Below are 19,561 nucleotides of genomic sequence, written 5' to 3'. Positions count from 1 at the left end.
CAAACCGGCGTTTACCAGGAAGCTGGTTTCTGCCAAGATTTAGCGCCGGATGCTCCCCCATGGAAAGGATTCCACGATCGGGTGAAACGTTATTTTTCCGCGACCTATCGCTTTCTCAAGTGGGCCACGTTTGCCGTGGTTATCTTGGCGTGCGCGCTGGGAATCTATCTTTATCACAATCTGAACAACGAGATTCGCTCGTACGTCGAAAAGAAGTTCGCCAGCCACTATGACAATTTGCTGGTTTCGGTTCGCTCGGCTCGGTTTGTCGAGGGGAAAGGAATCGAAATCCGCGGCTTCACTCTCTCGCAGCGTTCAAGTGTTTATCGAACGCAAGAGATGGTCTCGGTCGACGAGATCATGGTCTACTGCACGACCAACCCCATGGAATTTGTTTCCGGTGAGTTTAAGGTCGACCGGATCGTTGTTAAACGTCCTCGCCTAACGGCAACCTTGGATGCCGACGGGCAAATGAATCTGCGGCATCTTTTCCCAGGGCCGAAGTGGGGAGACGACAACCCAGATGTCGAAGTGCAAGATGCTTCCTTCTTGCTGGCCGATCGCCATGGAGGGAACGTACGACGCTTACTGGATGATGTCGACTTTCAAATCAAAACCGAAGTTTTGACGGGTGCTGGAAATCAGGCGGGTCAAAATCGAATTCATAAGCACATTAAAGCGGTCCTCAGCTCTCAGAATTGGGAGGCCGCCGCGCTGACCGCCACGGTTGATGAAGAATCACAATCGTTTTCTACGCAAGGAACGATTAGCAACTTGCGAATCGACGATCATCTTTGGCAGCAGTTTCCCGAGGAATTGCGAGAAAAAGTCAAAGACCTGACGCACCTAAGCGGGATGGCCAACGCTGCGTTTCAAGCCTCCGGTAGCGTTAGCGGACCAATCAACTATCTTGCCACGATTGATCTGCGGGAAGGAAGTTGGAGCGATCCTCGCATACCCAACACTATCGAACGGATTCAAGGGCGTGTGATTGCCTCGCCGCCTGGGGTTCGGGTTGAGAAGATGGTCGCCTATTACGAAAACGGCTCGGTTAGTGCCTCGATGGATCGAAAGGGTTGGGCCCAGAACAGCCCTATTCATATTTCTGCCACACTAAAAAACTTCAACTTGCACAAAGGCTTGAAGGTTTTGTTGCCGTTGTCGATGCAGGAAACCTGGAAGCGTTATCAACCTTCTGGGGTGCTGGATGCCTCGTTGAATCTCGACTTCGATGGGCAGCGTTGGGTGCCAGAGATTCATGCAAACTGCCGTGGCACAAACTTTGTCTTTGAAGAGTTTCCTTATCCGGTCACGGAAGCGCGGGGCAAGATTGATTTTAAAGATCGCCTGCTGGAAGTCGATTTGCTGGCCAAGGCGGGGAAGTCGAGGGTCTCGATCGTCGGCAGCGTGATGGACCCTGGCCCCTACAGCAGCGGCCCCGTTCGTATTCGCACTTTAGACCCGATTAGCTGGGATCCGACGTTCGAGTTTGCCCTGCGCACTTGCCACGAAGGGGTTTACAACGTCGCCTGCGATTTTCATCTACAAGGTCAGGCGAACGTCGATTTTGCCATAGTCACGCACAGCGATCCCAATGTGAAGTCAGATAAAACGTTGCGAATGGAGGTCATCAATGCGTCGGTTAAGTACGACAAATTCAAGTACCCCATTTCAGATATTAATGGGTTGATCACGTGGCAAGATGACGTGGTCACCATCGAGCAGCTTACCGGGATGAACGATAGCGGACATGTTACGTGTCGTGGAACGTGGCGCGAAATTCCTGGCAGTAAGCAGGGAGACTTGAATTTATCGTTTACCTGCAAAGACGTCCCGCTGGACGACGAGTTGAAAGACGCCCTACCCCCTGCAGCGCAGGAAGGTTGGGAACAATTGCGACCGCGCGGTTCGATTGATCACATGGATGTGCAATTGCATTGGCCTAATCCCCAAGGGGACTGCGACTTGTGGGTCAACGCGCAGAAATGGGAGCGAAGCCGAAATCTCTCAGGCCGGGCGATCTCGGTCGAGCCGGTTGGTTTCCCTTACGTGCTGGACGATGTGGTTGGGAGTGTCGAATTTCGCAACGGGCAAATCACACTCAAACAACTCACCGCACGCCATGGAGGCGTCCGTGTTTCAACCAACGGAAGCTGTTACTTTCCAGAAGATCGTCGCTGGCAGATTCGGTTTCAAGACTTGCGAATTGAGAACATCGTGATCGATCGGGACTTGATGGTGGCGCTGCCGGCCAAGCTTGAGAAGTCGCTTCAGCAGTTGCAAATCGGACCGTTGTTCCATGCCAATGGGGAAGTCGTTCTCTCGAATCCCAACCCAGGTGGCTCGATTCAGATGAACTGGAACGTGACTGCCCACATGGCTGGCGGGCAAATACGTCGCGGTTCGCATGTCAGCAATATTTACGGCGAGATTCGATTTGAAGGGCAATCAGACGAAACGGGAGCTCGCTCGTTTGGTGAATACATGCTCGATAGCGTGACGTGTCGCGGCATACCGGTATCAAACGTCCGTGGACCATTTTGGATCGATGAAACGCAGTTCCTCATGGGACGTCATGTTCCCCGTAACGGAAACGAACCAGCCCGCAATGTCACCGGCAATACGTTTGGTGGTGTGGTGAACTTAGATAGTCGGATGCTACTAGCAGGAGTGCAGCCGTTTCAGGTCGATGTCACATTGGCCAATGGAACCGTAGGCCAAATGCTGATCGATTTAGGACAACAAAACCGGGCACAAACCTCCGGAAGGCTATACGGCAACATCAGCATGAACGGCACGATGGAGAGTGAGTACACCTACGAAGGCAAGGGTTCGCTACAACTGCGCGATGCGAATCTGTACCAACTGCCGCTGGCCGTGGCGATGCTGAAAGTGCTTAATGCCCGCTTCCCGAATACGAATGCCTTCGACACGGCGGATGTGAACTATCGCTTGTCGGGCAATTATGTCTATCTGGATGATATCCGCCTAACGGGCGACGCTCTTTCGATAAAAGGAAATGGAGAAGCTAAGCTCGATGGCCAGATCAGCATGCAGTTCACCACCGAGTTCGGAAATCAGTCGTTCGATCTGCCGGTGGTGCGTACGGTGCTGGGGGAAGCCAGTCGTAGCTTGATGGTGATTCATGTCGGGGGAACGGTTGATAACCCGACGACCGAGCAAGAGATTTTCCCATTGGTCAACGAGACTTTAGAGCAGCTTTTCCCTGCCAAATCGGTTCGCCTGCCGATTGGGGCTCCTCCTTTGCCAGAATCGCCAGCCGGCGTGCGTCGCGGTAACTCGATTCCCCGCTAGCAAAAGGTGCTTTCGTGGAATGCTTGCGAGGTTCTCCCTGAAGATGGGGGGCTTCTATGCCGATGGTACCAGATAGAGCGATTCATTTAGCGGAAAACAACTCGATGTGCTCCTTCGTATCCGTAAACGTTTGACAGGAAGCGGAACCCAGTCCAGGGTTAAAACTAGGGAACTCTCTCTATCAACGAGTGTTCTTGTAGCCGTTTTATTGCGTTTCCAGCGGATTTGAGCCCTACGAGGAGTCTCGGCGATGAGCATAGGACCGACCGGCATTTCGTTTGCCAGTTCCGTAGCCGCGACCGATTTGGCTCAGCGTAATTCGTCTGACGTTGCCCAAACGCAGCAAGCGACCAGCAGCCAGGCCCGTCTGCTCGAAGCGACCGAGAAGGCCGAACAGGCGGCCGGTATTAGCGACGCCGACGAGAGCGAAAAGACCTCGGATCGAGATGCCGACGGACGCCGAGCCTGGGAGCGTTCCGAGCATCCCGCAGAAGACTCGGAAGCTGCGGAACTGGAACTCGAAGGGGAAACGACTTACGACGACCGCCCTCCCAAAGATGGCGTCGGAAAAACGGGCAGCCATCTCGATATCAGCGGCTAGTCATTCCCTCTGGCGATGGCGAACTTTCCGAGAGATGGACAGCGGCGTCAAACATTTGTGGAAAAAGGGCGTGCGTGTTAAACCTCGTTGTTCGTCTCATCCGGCACGGGAGGTTGGTTTTGAGCATCCTCTAGCTTCCTGGCCTGAGCCAAAGCAGTGGCGACTAAGCCTGCCGGGACAGAAATCACACCGAGACCAATTACCAAAATCACAAACGTAAAGATTCTTCCGCCGATCGTAACGGGATAGACGTCGCCGTAGCCCACCGTGGTTAGCGTGGCTACGGCCCACCAGAGGCAATGAAATACGGAGCCAAACGACTCAGGCTGGGCTTCGTTCTCGAACTGATAAATTCCCACGGCGGCTAAGTAAAGAATGATCAACGCGGCACTCAGAAACAGAATGATTTCTTCCTTGGCGATGATCAAAGCACGATGAAAACGGCGAACCGCTGCGCTGTAGCGGGCCAGTTTCAAGATGCGGAACAAACGCAGCAAACGTAAAGCCCGGATCGAGCGTAGGTCAACGCTAAAGCCAATGAAAAAGGGAAGAATCGCCAACAGGTCGATGAGCCCAAAGAAGCTGAAAATGTACTTTCGCTTCGGAGTGGCAACGTAGATTCGTAGCAAATATTCCAAAGAAAAAACGGCGAATGAGAGAGTCTCGAGTCGTGATAGCCAAATACGACCCGTTGCCGATAGATTGGGGATGGTGCTCAAGGAATAGCTAAATAGTGTTACGACGACCATGGCGAGAATTGAAAAGTCAAAAATCCGCCCAGCTGGCGTGTCGTGTTTTTCAACAATTTGTTTCAGGGTAGGCATCTTGGTTGCTAGCAAGGTGAAAACGGGGCGTCCATCCTTCTAAATGTCGCCAATAGCGGCCTTAACTCCTAGACCCCCTTCGCGATATGATAGAAGCCCTTGAATTTTGGTCTGAAAATCGAATTTGTTGGAATCCCAATGTCGCAGATGCGTTTTACAAAAATGCACGGAGCCGGAAACGACTACGTGTATGTCAACTTGTTTGAAGAATCGTTGCCTGCCCCGCCAGAGAAGCTTGCTCCATTGGTTTCGGATCGCCATTTTGGGATTGGTGGCGATGGGTTAATCTTGATCATGCCTTCCGACGTGGCCGATGCCCGGATGCGGATGTTCAATGCCGATGGATCGGAATCGGAAATGTGCGGTAACGGTTTGCGCTGTGTCGCCAAGTTCGTTTACGACCACGGGATCGCCAAGAAGGATAAGCTCAAGCTCGAAACCGGAGCCGGCATACTTTCGGTGGACCTCGAAACCGATGGCAAAACGGCCAAGCGGGTTACCGTAAATATGGGACAGCCGATCCTCGACGCAGCGAAGATTCCAACCACCTTTGGTGAAACGCCGGTTGTGGAAAAAGAGCTTGAGATCAGCGGTCGGATGTTCGAGGCGACTTGTGTTTCGATGGGCAATCCGCACTGCGTGATCTTTGTCGACAAGGCAGACGATGATTTGGTATTAGGGATTGGCCCTCAGATCGAAAATGCTCCCCAGTTTCCGGCCCGGGTTAATGTCGCGTTCATTGAAGTCATCAGCCCGAACGAAGTACGGCAGCGAACTTGGGAACGCGGAAGTGGCGAAACGTTGGCTTGCGGCACCGGTGCTAGTGCTGTTTGCGTTGCTGGCGTGCTAGCCGGCAAGCTGCATCGACGCATTGTAAATCACCTGCTCGGGGGGGATTTAGAGCTTTACTGGAGCGAAGAAGACAATAATGTCTATATGACCGGCCCGGCGGAAGAAGTTTTCAGTGGGGTTTGGACGATACCACAGGATGTACCTTTGTATTCGGAACTGGCCTAGTTTCCCATCTCCCTGGTTAGGGCAAGGATGCCATGCGTAAGAATCTTCATCCCTGGATAGCACGAACCGGCGGTATGGCCTTGGTGACGATGCTAAAAACGGTGATGAGTACGCTGGACATCCGAGCGATGTACTACCAGGCGCAGAACGACCCGGCCAATCCGTTTTGTCCACGGCGTGGCATTTATATTTTCTGGCACGAGTACATCACGATTCCCTTTGCCTTGCGGGGGCATTGCGAGATCTCGATGCTCTTGAGTCGGCACCGTGATGCCGAGTGGCTGGCCCATGCGGCTTCGATCATGGGGTTTGGCACGGTGCGTGGATCTTCCAGTTGGGGAAGCATTACCGCGCTCAAAGAGTTGATCAAGATTTCCCGTGACCAGCATTTGGCGATCACTCCCGATGGTCCGCAAGGTCCGCGACGCGAACTCGCACAGGGGCCGATCTATTTGGCCTCGAAGTTGCAAATGCCACTCATTCCAATGGGGTTTGGCATGGATCGACCGGTCCGGCTGGGAACGTGGGACAAGTTCGCCCTGCCCCGCCCCTTCAGCCGAGCACGTATGATCATGGGGGAAGCGATCTATGTTCCGCGCAAAATCGATCGCGATCAGGCAGAAGCATATCGCCTGCAAGTGCAACGTGTTCTGACCCAACTAACGGTCACCGCCGAGAACTGGGCCGAGTCTCGTTTGCCAGGCGAGAACGAAGTCGCATTCTTTCCGACAGCTACTCCGCTGGCCGCTCAGAAAGATATTTCTGACAAGCGGCGTTTTTGGAGCCAGGCAGCCGAACGCGACCTTATGCCTCAGCCGCCGATGCAGGAAGAAAGAGTGGCCGAGCCTGCCATTCTTCCGTTCCGCGTGGCTTCTTAACGGCTGATTTGAGGCGAGCCCCACACCGACCAGCAGCCGCGACTGCCTTGGCCTGCCGCTTGGGTGATCAATTCCAGTTGCTTCACGCCGCTAATATCGAGTTCGATCTGAGCGACATTCGAGCCTTGCAGCCTCTCCGATCGATAAAGCTCTTTTCCGTCTCCTTGCACGATGAAGACCACGCTGCCCTGTTCCGGGGCACCTGGCTGAAGGCCAGCTACTGCTGTCAACTTCTTCCAGGTTCCATCAAGAGCGAAGGTATAGTTCGACTTAGCATGGGCATACAGACCCTTGCCGTGGATCTGGCCCCCTGGCATTAAGAAGAATCCGCTGCCCTGGCGGCGTCGCGAATGGTAAATCGCATTCCGCGTTGGGCGACCAAATTCGACCTCCTCTTTTTCGGCCTGGATGTCGGAAAGAAATACTGCGTTCTCGGTAACATCTTGTAAGGCACGCAGTCGGGTATTGCCCTGGTAAGCCTGACACTGCTGCAGGAATTCGGCGATAGTCGTTTCAGGATGGGCTTTCCAGTAGCTGGCCGCAAGTGTATGGGCCGCGTGGAAATCGCCTGAGCGGAGTTTTTGTTCAATATCGCCTTTGATCAGCGAATCTTGCAGGGCCTGAATGTTGGGCTCCCCTCGTTCGTTGGCGGTAAAGCCATAGCTGACTTCCGAGGTCGCTCCGTTAACGTGACAGAAGTTCAGCCGCAAGGCATTAGGTCCTGGCTTGTGTTCGTCGAGCGTGATCTCGAATGTTCCGTCTGGCCGGACTTCCTCTGTCCATTGGAACGCATCGTAGTTGCTACCTCCTTCGGCGTCGCTGTAGGCGATTACGGCGAACGGTTCGATGTTCGATTCCACTTTGCCGCGTACGGTCAACGCTTTTCCTGTTCCCTGGAAGGTCACATCCGAGACGCGTACGTGTCCCCGGTCGAATCGCTGTTTGTTGCTTTGCGTTAGCAGCGGGTGCGACAGCATGCGGGTCGCGCTGGCCAGCGTCATAAAGCTCCCCTTTTTGCCGATCAATTCTGCACGGTAAGTGTAATTGCCCGACCCCATGAGCGCCGTCCCTTTGTCGCGTTCAGATGAAAGCTCGTGGTTGTGAGGTAGGCTCAGTCCGTGCCCCAATTCGTGGGCCATGCCGCCGATGAAAACCGTGTTGAAATCGGCCAGCGAGCGACGTTGATCGCGATTGTGTTCGTTGTAGCGGAACGGCTCCTTAGTCTTGGTCAGATTCAACGTGTCGAGCATTTCGCAATCGGCGGCGAAGCAAATGCCCCGAACCTGATTCGCATCGCCGAGACCATAATAGGGAGAATAAATCTTGTAGACCCCTTTGTCCTGCTTGTCGCACAAGCCGCACAAGATCAAAAGAAATTCCCGTTCTGGATCAACTTGGCCGCGTAGTTGTTGGCCGATCTCGCGGAGAATTTTCAAACCGTATTGGACGTCGTAACCGTAGCTGTCGTGGTTTTCGGCGCCTTTCACCACATGAATTTTGACTTCCTCGCCGTCCATCTCCAGCGGCAACTCGGCGTCTTGCAGACCGATTCGCGCGAACTCGGTGTCGTAGAAGTCCTTGATGTCCAGCACGATCCGATTGACTCGCGCTTGGTAGTTGGACTGCGGCTCGCGGTCGGCGGGATGAAAGTAGATTACCCGCAGCTTCAAGTCTTCGTGCGGGGCATCTGCATGAAAGGCTCGCACGCGCTCTTGCAGGGCTTGGGCGGTCGAGGTTTCGTCGGCCAGCGCCGGCATGGCCAAAGTAAGAAGCAATAACAGCGAGCAAGCAAACTTTCGCATGGAAAGTTGAATCCTAAAGGTGGGAGGAAGGAGGTAGGCTGCGCACAACTATATATTAACTGGCAGGAAGGTCTCTGTCCTCACCTGTTTGCCTCGACCCTTCCGAAATTGGTAATTCTGGTCTATCATGCGCAGCCCTGGCTCGTGTGCCTGTTGAATGCTGTTTTTTCCGGGATTTTATTGTCGACATGGATGCCGAACTCGAAGGCTGGTCTGAACCAGAAGGAAAGCCGCCGGTCCTCAGTGTGTCGCAATTGACGGCCTTGATTCAGGGAACGCTCGAAATGGCGATCCCGGCAGTCTGGGTGGCAGGTGAGATCTCGAACTTGTCGCAGCCGCGCAGCGGGCACATTTATCTGACGCTCAAAGACGACGAAGCCCAGATTCGGGCTGTTCTCTGGCGCAATACGGCCGCCAAGCTTCCCTTCGACCTGGAAGATGGGCAGGAAGTGCTTTGCCACGGGCAACTCGATGTCTACCCGCCACGCGGAAGTTACCAACTGGTGATCCGCGAAATCGAGCCGCGCGGCGTGGGCTCTCTGCAACTGAAATTACGACAACTGCAGCAGAAACTTGCTGCTGAAGGGCTCTTCGAGGCGGATCGCAAACGCCCGCTGTCGAAGTTTCCACGGCGAATCGCTTTCGTAACCAGCCCCACGGGGGCGGCGGTACGTGATTTTCTGGAAGTGATGAATCGCCGCTGGAAAAACGTCGAAGTGCTGGTGATTCCTGCTCGTGTCCAAGGAGAAGGAGCCGCTCAAGAGATCGCCGCCGGAATTCAAAAGGCGAACCAGCTTGCGCAACGCCCCGACGTACTGGTCGTAGGACGCGGCGGCGGAAGCATGGAGGACTTATGGTGCTTCAACGAAGAGGTCGTTGTTCGGGCGATCGCGGCTTCCGAAATTCCGACGATCTCAGCCGTAGGGCACGAAATCGATGTTACCTTGGCAGACTTTGCCGCAGACGTGCGGGCATTGACCCCCAGTGAAGCCGCCGAATTGGTGGTGCCGTCGATGGCTGAGATTCAGGAACGACTAGGCAGCTTAAAGCAGCGTCTGGCTACCGGTCTCCGAGCGACCTACGACCGAGCCGCCGCCAAGTTGGAACTGCTTTCTCGCAACCGTTTATTCACGCATCCTTTCGAGATGGTCCACGACTACCAACGCACGCTTGATGAACTCGATACGGCCGCAACTCGGGCAATTCGGCGCCGACTCCAAAATGCGCAAGAGGCGATGGCCCGCCGTTCAGCCCAGTTGGAAGCGATGTCTCCCTTGGCAGTGTTGTCGCGTGGGTACTCGGTTACACGAAATGTCGAGCGAGATGTGATTCGTGAGATAAACCAGGTTCAGCCGGGGGACGAAATCGAAACCATTTTGCCCCACGGACGAATCCTCAGCCGGGTGGAATCGAGCGAACCAAACGAGTCGTAACACGTAATGGTCGGCTGAGCGAGTTCTCGTTGTACGGCCGCCAAGTTAAAAAATATCGCATTTTGGTCCGTGATGTCGGGCCCCACGAAGGATGTTACTTTGGCCAAAAAGAAGACCCCAGAAGCCCAGCAGGATGATGCCCCGCCCAAATTCGAGGAAGGTTTGGCGGAGCTGCAACAGATTGTCCAGCAGCTAGAAACGGGACAGTTAGGCTTGGACGAGGCGCTCGACAAGTACCAGCGTGGGATCGAAGTCCTTAAGCAATGTCATGCGGTATTGAAGACGACGGAACGTAAGATCGAGCTCCTTTCGGGCGTCGACGCAGAGGGGAACCCCGTTACCCAGGCGTTTGAGGACGAGGAAATGTCCCTCGACGAAAAGGCCGAGTCCCGGGCCAAACGGAGGGGTACTGCCAAGAAATCTACGGGTAAATCGACCACAGATAACGTGGACGACGGTCGCAAGTTGTTCTAAAATAGGACCTTGCAACGGAAGGCGGCTTAGTGGCCACGAAGTTTGTTCCGTTCCCTTTGTTCTCAGATCGCGCAGGAATGAGCATGGCCGAGGTGTCAACGGACACGTTTCGCGAAATTGCCGAACGGCTTCGACCCGAAATCGATGCCGCATTAGTCCGGCTCACCGAATTTGATGACGATTGCCCGTCCCGTTTGCGGGATGCAATACGTTACAGTTTGCTGGCCCCAGGCAAACGCCTCCGCCCTGTTTTGGCGTTGCTTGCGGCGGAAGCGTGCGGTTCAGAAAGGAAGCAAGCGATTCCTCCGGCATGTGCGGTCGAGATGGTTCACGCTTACTCCCTTATTCACGACGATTTACCAGCGATGGATGACGATGACCTGCGACGCGGGCGTCCGACTTGCCATCGCCAGTTTGACGAGGCCACCGCGATATTGGCTGGCGATGCACTGCTAACGCGGGCTTTCGAGATTCTTGCCACCGAAATCCCCGATGCCGAGCAATCTCGCCGCTGTTTACGCGAATTAACCCGTGCCGCTGGGGCCAGCCAGTTGGTTGGCGGCCAAGTAGACGATTTACAGTTCGAGACCTTGCCAGGCACGGCTGACGATTTGGCAAAGATACATCGTCGCAAAACCGGTGCGATGATTACCGTCTCACTTCGGTTGGGGGGGATTGTTGCCGGGGCAAGCGAAAGTTTGCTGACCGCGCTGACCTGCTACGGAGATGCGGTCGGTTTAGCCTTTCAAATCACCGACGACTTGCTGGACGTCCAAGGGGACGAAAAAGCGATGGGCAAACGCGTTGGTAAGGATGCGGGAAAGGGAAAGATGACCTTTCCTGGGGTTTGGGGTATTGAAGAGAGCCGGCGCAAAGCAGAACAATTGATACATCAGGCAAGTGAAGCCGTTGCCACCCTGCCCTGCGGAGGAGATGCGCTTATTTCACTGGCTCACTACGTGCTGGAAAGGAACCACTAATCGCCATGGCGGAACTACTCCCCTCGATTAAATCGCCAGAAGACCTGCAGAATTTCAATACGGCCCAGCTCAATCAGTTGGCCACTGAGATTCGTGAGGTGTTATGTAATTTGGTGGCGACTCGCACGGCCCACTTTGCTTCCAACTTAGGTGTGGTTGAACTGTGCATTGCCCTGCATCGCACGTTCGATTTCGAACAAGATCGCTTGATCTGGGACACCGGCCATCAGGTTTATCCGCATAAGCTGGTTACCGGGCGCTACGATCAGTTCAACACGATGCGAACCAAAGGGGGCCTAATGGGGTACCCCAACCCCAACGAGAGCCCTTACGACTTGTTCATGACAGGGCATGCCGGGGCGAGCGTCTCGACGGTGATGGGACTGGCCAGTGGTGATTACTTGGCTGGCCACGGCGATCGTCATGCGGTGGCGGTCATTGGAGACGGGGCATTTCCTTGTGGCATGGTGTTCGAGGCGCTCAACAACGCTAAGACGCTCAAGGGGAACCTGATTATCATCTTGAACGATAACAAGATGTCGATCTGCCCACGCGTAGGTGGAGTGGCCGACTACTTCGACCGCTTGCGGATGAACCCGTTCTATACCGGTTTCAAGCATGAAATCGTCAAAGCGCTGAACATGGTCCCCGTTTTCGGCGACCCGACCGAACGTTTCCTCGCCCAACTGAAAGAAGGCGTCAAAGCTGGCCTGCACGGCGGGATGCTGTTTGAAGAGCTGGGCGTCAATTACATCGGTCCGATCGACGGCCACAACATTCCGCTGCTGCGGAAATACCTGGAGATGGTCAAATCGCAGAAGGGACCAACCTTGCTGCATGTGGTGACCGAAAAAGGGCACGGCTACGATCCAGCGGCCGAAGATCCCGTCTACTACCACACGCCTCCGGCGATTTGCAAACCAGGCGAAGTCAAAGAAGAAGAAACCAAACGCGAAGGCTCGAAGGCTTACACCAATTACGCCCGCGATGCGATTGCCGCCGTGATGCGTCGCAACGAAAAGGTAACCGTTCTTACGGCAGCGATGTGCCAAGGAACGAAGATGGAGCCACTCCGCGAAGAGTTTGGCGAACGTTTTTTCGATACCGGGATTTGCGAATCGCATACGGTTGCTTTTGCGGCTGGTCAGGCCAAAGCGGGACTCCGCCCGGTCGTTAACATCTACAGCACATTCCTCCAACGCAGCTTCGATCAGGTCTTCCAGGAAGTTGCCCTGCAGGATCTGCCGGTCGTTTTCACGATGGACCGAGCCGGAATTACTGCTGCGGATGGACCGACGCATCATGGCATGTACGATGTCGGTTATATGCGGATGTTCCCCAACATGATCGTCATGGCTCCGGGCGATGCCGACGAATTGACGGCGATGGTCGACTTCGCCGTGGAAGTGGATCATCCGACAGCGATTCGCTACCCCAAAACCAACGCTGAAAACATCAAGCGAGATCGTGCCCCCTTGGAATTAGGCAAAGCCGAAGTGTTTCGCCGTGGTCAGGACGGAGCCGTCATTTGTTACGGGGCCCAACTGGCTGAAGCGAACAAGGCGGTTGAAATGCTGGCCAAAGATGGTCTCGATATCACGCTGGTCAATGCGCGTTTTGTGAAACCGTTTGACGCCGAAACCATTTTGCCCATTCTCCGCGAGTCCCCTTTCGTCGTCACGGTGGAAGAAGGGGCTTTATTGACCGGCTTTGGCAGTGCCTTGCTGGAAGAAGCCGCCGATGCTGGTGTCGATGCGAGCCATGTAAAGCGACTTGGAATTCCGGACGTCTTCGTACAACATGGAGACAGAGCCGAAATCCTGGCCGAACTTCAGCTCGACTCACTCGGCATTGCGACCGTTTGCCGTGAGTTGGCTGGCGTACAACGCAAGGTTTCGTCCTCCCACTAAATCCCGTAAGGTCCGCAAGTGCGGATCGAGATGCGGTCGTCGACTTCATTTACGGGCGTATTCCGCACTCTTGGACCTTACCCGGGATTTGCCTCCCATGACTTTGACTCCCCCGCACCCGAAAGCCCCAGACTGGATTGGCAAGGACAGGCCGCGTGTCATGTTGCTAGGGGCCGGCAATCGGCCTCATGTGCAAGAAGAAACCGAGCGTCTGCTGCACGTCTTGCCTCAATTCGCGGACGTGGTGCTGACCGATCTGAACTGGGAGTCGGATCTTTCCCAGGTTGAAGCCGACTTCGCAATTGTTTTAGGAGGAGATGGTTCGATTCTGGGGGCTTCACGTAGTATGGGGCACAACCAGACGCCAATTATCGGCGTAAATATGGGGAATCTTGGGTTTCTGACGACTTTCACGCCTGAGGTTTTCGTCGACCAGTTAGCTTCGTTGGTTGCCGGCGAGTGCCAAATAATGGAACACATGATGCTTCGTTGTCAGGTTCTAAAGGACAATGAAGTGATCGCCGAGCGGATTGGTTTGAACGAAATGGCGATTCTCGGCGGTCCTCCGTTCCAAATCCGCACGATTGATCTTTACGTGGATGGACTGTTAGCGACATCATATAGCTGCGATGGCTTGATCATCAGCACACCGGTCGGTTCGACGGCGCATAATCTGTCGGCAGGTGGTCCTATTTTGCGGGCCGATTTGCGGGCTTTCGTGGTCAGTCCGATCAATCCGCACACGCTGACGATGCGGCCTGTGGTTGATACGGGAGATCGATGTTTCGAGATGCACCTACGTGGTGCGGAACGAAAGATGTCGGTTGTTGTCGACGGCCGCGTCCTCAGCCCGATTACCAGCGACCACCGCGTTCGCGTCGACCAAGCGGAACCAAGATTCAAGCTCGTCGCGACCCACGATCACAACTACTACCGCACGCTCCGCGAAAAACTTGGCTGGGGCGGTCAAATAGAACACGGACGGTAGTAATAGTTTGAAGTGTTCAGTTTTTAGTGTTCGGCCAGAGAGGGGCATTGAATGCTGAAAACTGTTCCCAAAAGACCCGAACTGCAAGGATGCAATTATGAAGATCTTCGCGACGATCGCGATTCTATTGGGCGTGGCTTCGGCTGCGATCGCTGACGAGGCAACCGTCAAGCTGGAATACAAGTTCAATCAGGGGGATGTGATTCGCTCGAAGATCACCCACCTCTCGACGGTCGACACCAAGATTAAAGGGGTGAAGCAAACCGCCCAGTCACGCAGCATTTCGACCCGCAAGTGGGAAGTTCAAAAGGTCGATGAAAGCGGCTTGGTTACCTTTATGCACTCGGTTGAAAATATCAACATGTGGCAAAAGGTGACTGATCGTCCCGAGGTGTCTTACAACAGCGAAACGGACAAGACGCCCCCGGCAATCTACGCTCAGGCCTCCCAAAGCGTTGGCGTACCGTTGTCGCGCATTACCGTCGATGCCCAGGGGCGATTGGTTAAACGGGAACATTTGGCCGGTACGCCGAGCAGCGAATCGCAGATCCTGCCGATTCTGCCTGCCGACCCGGTTGCCGTCGATGCAGCGTGGTACTCGCCCGATGACCTTACCGTGCGAACAGGCAACGGTGCCCTCAAGCGGATTAAAACCCGTCAGGTGTTTCGTTTGGTGAATGTCAGTGCCGGAGTGGCGACGATTACAACGGAAACGCAAGTTCTCACCCCGATCGATGACCCGATGTTGAAGGTCGAACTGATTCAGAAGCTGACCAAGGGGAAGTTTCGATTCGACATTGAGCAGGGACGCATTCTTTCGCAACAAATCGATCTCGATGAACGTGTGATCGGTTTTCAGGGAGAAGAAAGCGTCATGAATTACCTGGGCCGGATGACCGAAGAGCTGATCAACGCCGAGCCTGCCAAGGTGGCCGCCTTGCCTGCGTCTGCAAAGAAAACAGTCAAGTTGACCCCTCCTGCTGAAATGAAAGAGGAGAGCCCGACCCCTGCCGACCCAGCCACAAAGCCAGCAGAAAAGGCTGAGCCAGATCAAGCACCGATGAAGGAAGAGATGCCGAAAGAAGATTCGGCTGAAGACAACGTCGCAGGGGTACCTACTCTGGCTGATCCAGCGACCAAGCCGAAGGAAGAGGCCGAGCCGCTAGAGGAAGTTGCCGAAGTGCCAACATTGGCAGCACCCGAAACCAAGAAGAAGTAATTGGCTTGCCCGCTTACTCAAACCGTTGGCATAAGATCGCTCGATTGCCGACGGTGGTTGGGGTAAAGATGATGGTCCCTGGACCGTCACCGCGTGGTTTAAGTTGTTTTCGCAAGGCCTCGAGTTTCAGCTCGAGGCCTCTTTGTTTGAGTTCGAGCGTTCCCCAATTGGCCGCCGTGATCGCCTTCTTAAGTCGCTTGGTATCAATCTTTTCGACTCCCTGAACTTCAAAGCGAGAGAGCAGCGGGTGTTCGATTGATAATGGCCCGGTCAGGTAGTGCGATTGAGGCGAAACCCGGGCTAAGTTGAGCTCTGCCGCCAAGGTATCGACTAAGCCAGAGGCGACTAGGGCTGGATCTGGATCGAATAGGCAGGCCGCAATTTCTGTTGAAGCGTACGAATGGTTAGGAGAGCCTAGGAAAGAGTCGATCTGACCGGCATTCCCAATTCGTGTTGCCCGACGAAGACCTGGCTGCGGGGCGAGGTTTCCTAGCCAGACGACAAGTTGTTTGCATTCTCGATGGTGCGTGATCCACTCGCACTCCCCCTGCTCTTCCCATTCAGGCGGCAAACGGCTGGCGGGGGCGAGTTTCAAAGCCGCGTTGCGGTTCGCCCGCAGCATCATTTCTAGTTGCGGCAACGCCGGGCTGAAGTGATCGAGCTTGATCGTACGGCGATTGTCACTACGTCGGTCGGGGTCGATATGCCAGGCCGCAAATTCTTGCAGAGGCGTCTCTTCGGCCAAGCCGCACTGCGTGCCGGCAAGGTTCGCGTCATAGGCAGCAACGTTCGCTTCCGCATAACACAAATGTTCCGGAGAGGCATCGACCGCCATGGTAGGCCCGCGCTGGGCCAAGGCGATCAAGTCGCCCCCGATTCCGCAGCAAAGGTCCGCCAGCGGCTGGCCAGGGGAAAAGCGGCATGCCTTGTAGGCAGCAATCTCTTCGTCGGTGGCTTGCTCTTGCCCAACCCGAGTGAAGAACATCTGCCCGGCCCTCGTAAATTTCTTCACGCCCCGCTGGCGAAGCTGAGCCTGGTTGAGGATCGCTTGTGACTGCTCGGCGGTCAATTCCTGGCGAAGCTTCGACAGGGTCGCAATCGCCTGGGGATCAACCTTGCTGAGCCAGGCGAACCATTCAGCTGCTTCCCGCGAGGTGAGCCAATGGGCAAGATTGAGGGGGGCGGATTGCTCGGAAGATTCCATCTTGTCGTACTGGGAAAGACGTGGCGGCGGCTCGGGTTCTAGCGTGTGCTGGCATCGCATTCATGAGGCGGTTTCCGCTTGTTCGATGAATAACCAAGACGCACGCAATCTGGGAAAGGAGAACCGAGGTGTTTCGTCGAACCGTTATGTTTTGGGTTGCCGCAGCCGCCAGTATTGGCGTGCCCTACGGCTATTTTCATCCGGACGTGCGGGAAACGGCTGCTACCTATTGGAACAAGGCCAAGGCTTATGTGCCATCGGGGGCAACAAGCCAAGCCGACGCGCCGGATGCCTCGATCAAGTTCGACCCGGGGCAAATCGGCAGCCAGGTTTCTGCCCTTTCGCAGCAAATGACCGGCAATCTGCCAGGTGGTTCACCAGGCCAACCAGGGGCGGCGCCAATCTTTCAAGAGTTCAGCCATTTCATTAATTTCAATGCGACCCCGCGTTGGATCATGGAAACCTGGCCTCACGTCAGCACCACGCTTTCCGATCTTAATATGGAAGGCATGCGAGTCCCTCTGGTTAGTGGATCTCGTGTCGATGACATTGCAGGCTCGTTGACCTACTACTTCGACAAAGAGAAGCAACTGCAGCGAATCACCTTTCATGGCACGACCGGCGACGACCGGCGCTTAGTGACCATGCTGACGAAAGACTACCAATTCGAGGCAGAACCGACGGTGGCTGGCACGATGTACATGGTGAAATGGAACGGGGATCCGGTCAGCGTGCTAAGGGTCGAACCGGCGCCGGTTGTTAATCAAAGCTTGCCTCACACACGGCTGAAGATCGATCTCGAGATCAACCGCCCCTCTCGCTACTACTCACTAAGCCCAGAAATGGCCAAGCTGGTCGATCGCGACAAGCATGCCGGTCGTTGGGGTTTTCAGTAAATCAGCAACGCCCGCCACGGGTTTCTCGGATGGGCACGGAACCGTATTCAAGGGCCGTCGCACAAGACCACGCCTCATTTCCGTGCGCATCCGAGAAGACCGTGGCACAGCGGACGCTTCTTAATTTCTACCGCTGCAGAATAGGGCCAGATTTAAATTCGCCCCGAGAATAAAACTAGCGGCTCGTGCGAAGTTCGGCTTCCGCTAACTCAATCGCCTCTTTGGCTTTCAGTGAACGATCGGCGATTTGCACGATCGATTCTTCCGAAAGCCATTTATTGACCTTCTTCTCGGCCGAGATCACCGTGCTATGGCTACGGCGATTGAAGTGTTGGCAAATATCCGACAAAGCCGCGCCGGTATGTTTACGGGCCAGCCACATGGCCAGCATACGTGGGTTGCTGGCCCGGCGAGACTTCGATTGCGAACGGAGGAGCTTTGTGTCGACACCGAAAACGCGACAAACAGCTTGCTCGATATCGTCTAGCCGCATCATGCTGCTGCGCTGCGGAATCAAATCGGCTAACAAGTTTTCGAGAATGGGAATCGAAAGCGTGTTCCCTTCCACGGCGTTGAAAGCCCACAACCGATTGATCGCCCCAGAAATGAGACGTCCTTCGCCTGGTAACTGGCGGGTAAGCCAATGGGTGATTGGTTCGTTGAGAGTTACGCCCCGCTTTTCAGCAAGTCGCTGCACAAGGGTTTGTTTACAGATATCGTCCAAAGGATCGACTTTGCAGATCAAACCACTTGAGAAACGAGCGACCAACTCAGTGCCGAGCGCGGAAAGCTCGGTCGGACGCTGGTTGCCGGCCAAAATAACCTGGCCGCCACGTCGGTTGATGGCATCGAGCGTGTGAAGCAGTTCCGTTTTCGTCGCTCGTTTGCCGGCGAAGAACTGCACGTCGTCGATAATAAGGACGCCCACATCTCGATACTTGCGGCGGAAACTGGCTACGCCGGACGATTGCAGGGCCTCTAGAAAGAACGTCGTGAACTGCTCTGCCGAAAGGTAGACAACACGTCCAAGTTCTTTACGCTGCTGGGCAAGTCCATAAATTCCTTCTAGCAAATGGGTTTTGCCACTGCCAGAAGGACCGTGAATATAAAGTGGCGAGATCTGTCCTGGTTGCTGTAAGACCATCGTCGCAGCTGTCTTAGCCATCGAGTTACAATCGCTGACGACGAACTCTTTGAGCGAGGCAAACTTGCGGCGAGGCAAGCCGCTAGGGCTGCTGGCAGGACGAGAAGTCGTGGTTTGAGATGCGCGAACCGGAGGAGCGGCGGCAGGCAACTTTTTCTCAGCGCGGTGTTGGCTTGGACCTTGCGTCTTCTTGGCAGGGACCTGACCTTCGCGGTAGACGACTTGATGGCCGGTTAGTTGAACGTCGGACAGGGCCTGGCAAACAGCTTCGTGGAAGTTCTTACGGAGGAAATCGAGGTTAAGTCGGCTCGTCGATTCGATCAACAGACAGCCTTCGCTCATGCGAAGCTGAGTGTTGGTACCGAACCAAAGTTCGAAGCGATCTTGTCCTACCCTTTCGATCATTGCAAGACGCAACGCGGGCAGAATGTCGATGTCTTCCGTGACCACAGGCTGACTCTTTCAGCGAGTTAGTAAGCAGATTTTCAATCCGAAAATCGCTTCATAACCCCAGACGGGAGAGAGGCAAAAACAAGCGGCATCAACAGCCGCGTGGAGGACGATTGTATGCAAGCTAGCACCCCTGTCAAACCACTCGACGAACCTCTGGACGAAAAAAAGCACCAGCGGAAAAACGCGCCTGCGGAAAGCCCCTCATTTCTCGGAGATTCACACTCAATTGCGGCTTTCCTTTTTCTAACACGATCTGAACAGAGGCGTGGAAAATATGTCGAATCATGGGGAAACGCATTCAAGAAGGAGACCTTTGATGTTTCTATCTTGTTGAAAAGCAACACTTTACGCGTTTCAAAAACCGGATATTACCGTTTGACACGGTTGGTCACGCATTGTGAAGAAATAAAGAAGGAGGGGTAA

At 54.7% G+C, this 19,561-nt stretch carries 15 protein-coding genes; 11 read left to right on the top strand and 4 right to left on the bottom strand.

Annotated elements, in window-relative coordinates:
- Positions 1 to 81 precede the first annotated feature (81 nt).
- Entirely contained in the window at positions 82 to 3,315 is a 3,234-nt protein-coding gene (locus DTL42_RS20560; protein ID WP_147274378.1) for an AsmA-like C-terminal domain-containing protein, read from the top strand.
- Positions 3,316 to 3,565: 250 nt separating this feature from the next.
- Entirely contained in the window at positions 3,566 to 3,916 is a 351-nt protein-coding gene (locus DTL42_RS20555; RefSeq protein WP_114371696.1) for a hypothetical protein, read from the top strand.
- A 77-nt stretch (positions 3,917 to 3,993) separates the two neighbouring features.
- On the opposite strand, the gene DTL42_RS20550 is transcribed toward DTL42_RS20555, so the two are convergent.
- Positions 3,994 to 4,740 (bottom strand): ion transporter, encoded by a 747-nt coding sequence (locus tag DTL42_RS20550; protein ID WP_114371694.1) that lies wholly within the window; start codon positions 4,738 to 4,740, stop codon positions 3,994 to 3,996.
- 147 nt (positions 4,741 to 4,887) lie between these two features.
- Here DTL42_RS20550 and dapF point away from each other — a divergent pair, with 147 nt between their 5' ends.
- Both dapF and DTL42_RS20540 read left to right on the top strand, forming a co-directional pair.
- A complete protein-coding gene (dapF, locus tag DTL42_RS20545) occupies positions 4,888 to 5,757 on the top strand; it encodes a diaminopimelate epimerase (RefSeq protein WP_114371753.1) in 870 nt (289 codons plus the stop codon).
- 32 nt (positions 5,758 to 5,789) lie between these two features.
- A complete protein-coding gene (locus DTL42_RS20540; RefSeq protein WP_114371692.1) occupies positions 5,790 to 6,635 on the top strand; it encodes a lysophospholipid acyltransferase family protein in 846 nt (281 codons plus the stop codon).
- Here DTL42_RS20540 and DTL42_RS20535 read toward each other — a convergent pair.
- The gene (locus tag DTL42_RS20535) at positions 6,632 to 8,437 is read right to left on the bottom strand and encodes an NPCBM/NEW2 domain-containing protein (protein WP_114371690.1); all 1,806 of its coding nucleotides are present in this window, start codon (positions 8,435 to 8,437) and stop codon (positions 6,632 to 6,634) included. The genes DTL42_RS20540 and DTL42_RS20535 overlap by 4 nt on opposite strands.
- A 188-nt stretch (positions 8,438 to 8,625) precedes the next feature.
- On the opposite strand from DTL42_RS20535, the gene xseA reads away from it, so the two are divergent.
- The 6 genes from xseA (at position 8,626) to DTL42_RS20505 (ending at position 15,441) form a co-directional block, all read left to right on the top strand.
- A complete protein-coding gene (gene xseA, locus DTL42_RS20530) occupies positions 8,626 to 9,870 on the top strand; it encodes an exodeoxyribonuclease VII large subunit (protein ID WP_114371684.1) in 1,245 nt (414 codons plus the stop codon).
- A 99-nt stretch (positions 9,871 to 9,969) separates the two neighbouring features.
- A complete protein-coding gene (gene xseB / locus DTL42_RS20525; RefSeq protein WP_199590186.1) occupies positions 9,970 to 10,344 on the top strand; it encodes an exodeoxyribonuclease VII small subunit in 375 nt (124 codons plus the stop codon).
- Between the two features lie 83 nt (positions 10,345 to 10,427).
- Positions 10,428 to 11,324 carry a polyprenyl synthetase family protein gene (locus DTL42_RS20520; RefSeq protein ID WP_114371751.1) on the top strand — a complete coding sequence of 299 codons (897 nt, stop codon included), beginning with the start codon at positions 10,428 to 10,430 and terminating at the stop codon, positions 11,322 to 11,324.
- A 5-nt stretch (positions 11,325 to 11,329) separates the two neighbouring features.
- On the top strand, positions 11,330 to 13,234 hold the full coding sequence (dxs, locus tag DTL42_RS20515; RefSeq protein WP_114371651.1) for a 1-deoxy-D-xylulose-5-phosphate synthase: 1,905 nt from the start codon (positions 11,330 to 11,332) through the stop codon (positions 13,232 to 13,234).
- Positions 13,235 to 13,331: 97 nt separating this feature from the next.
- Positions 13,332 to 14,222 carry an NAD(+)/NADH kinase gene (locus tag DTL42_RS20510; RefSeq protein WP_234824285.1) on the top strand — a complete coding sequence of 297 codons (891 nt, stop codon included), beginning with the start codon at positions 13,332 to 13,334 and terminating at the stop codon, positions 14,220 to 14,222.
- 97 nt (positions 14,223 to 14,319) lie between these two features.
- Entirely contained in the window at positions 14,320 to 15,441 is a 1,122-nt protein-coding gene (locus DTL42_RS20505) for a hypothetical protein (RefSeq protein WP_114371639.1), read from the top strand.
- A 13-nt stretch (positions 15,442 to 15,454) separates the two neighbouring features.
- Here DTL42_RS20505 and DTL42_RS20500 read toward each other — a convergent pair whose 3' ends face one another.
- Entirely contained in the window at positions 15,455 to 16,705 is a 1,251-nt protein-coding gene (locus DTL42_RS20500) for a class I SAM-dependent methyltransferase (RefSeq protein ID WP_114371634.1), read from the bottom strand.
- 68 nt (positions 16,706 to 16,773) lie between these two features.
- Here DTL42_RS20500 and DTL42_RS20495 point away from each other — a divergent pair, with 68 nt between their 5' ends.
- Entirely contained in the window at positions 16,774 to 17,541 is a 768-nt protein-coding gene (locus DTL42_RS20495) for a DUF6690 family protein (protein ID WP_114371615.1), read from the top strand.
- A 175-nt stretch (positions 17,542 to 17,716) separates the two neighbouring features.
- Here DTL42_RS20495 and DTL42_RS20490 read toward each other — a convergent pair whose 3' ends face one another.
- Positions 17,717 to 19,135: a DnaA ATPase domain-containing protein gene (locus DTL42_RS20490; RefSeq protein ID WP_114371583.1), complete on the bottom strand. Its 1,419-nt coding sequence runs from the start codon at positions 19,133 to 19,135 to the stop codon at positions 17,717 to 17,719.
- Positions 19,136 to 19,561: the final 426 nt, after the last annotated feature.

The sequence above is a fragment of the Bremerella cremea genome (assembly GCF_003335505.1).
Classification (GTDB): domain Bacteria; phylum Planctomycetota; class Planctomycetia; order Pirellulales; family Pirellulaceae; genus Bremerella; species Bremerella cremea_A.
Note: the sequence above shows the minus strand (reverse complement) of the source record. Positions and strands in the feature narration are given on the sequence as shown.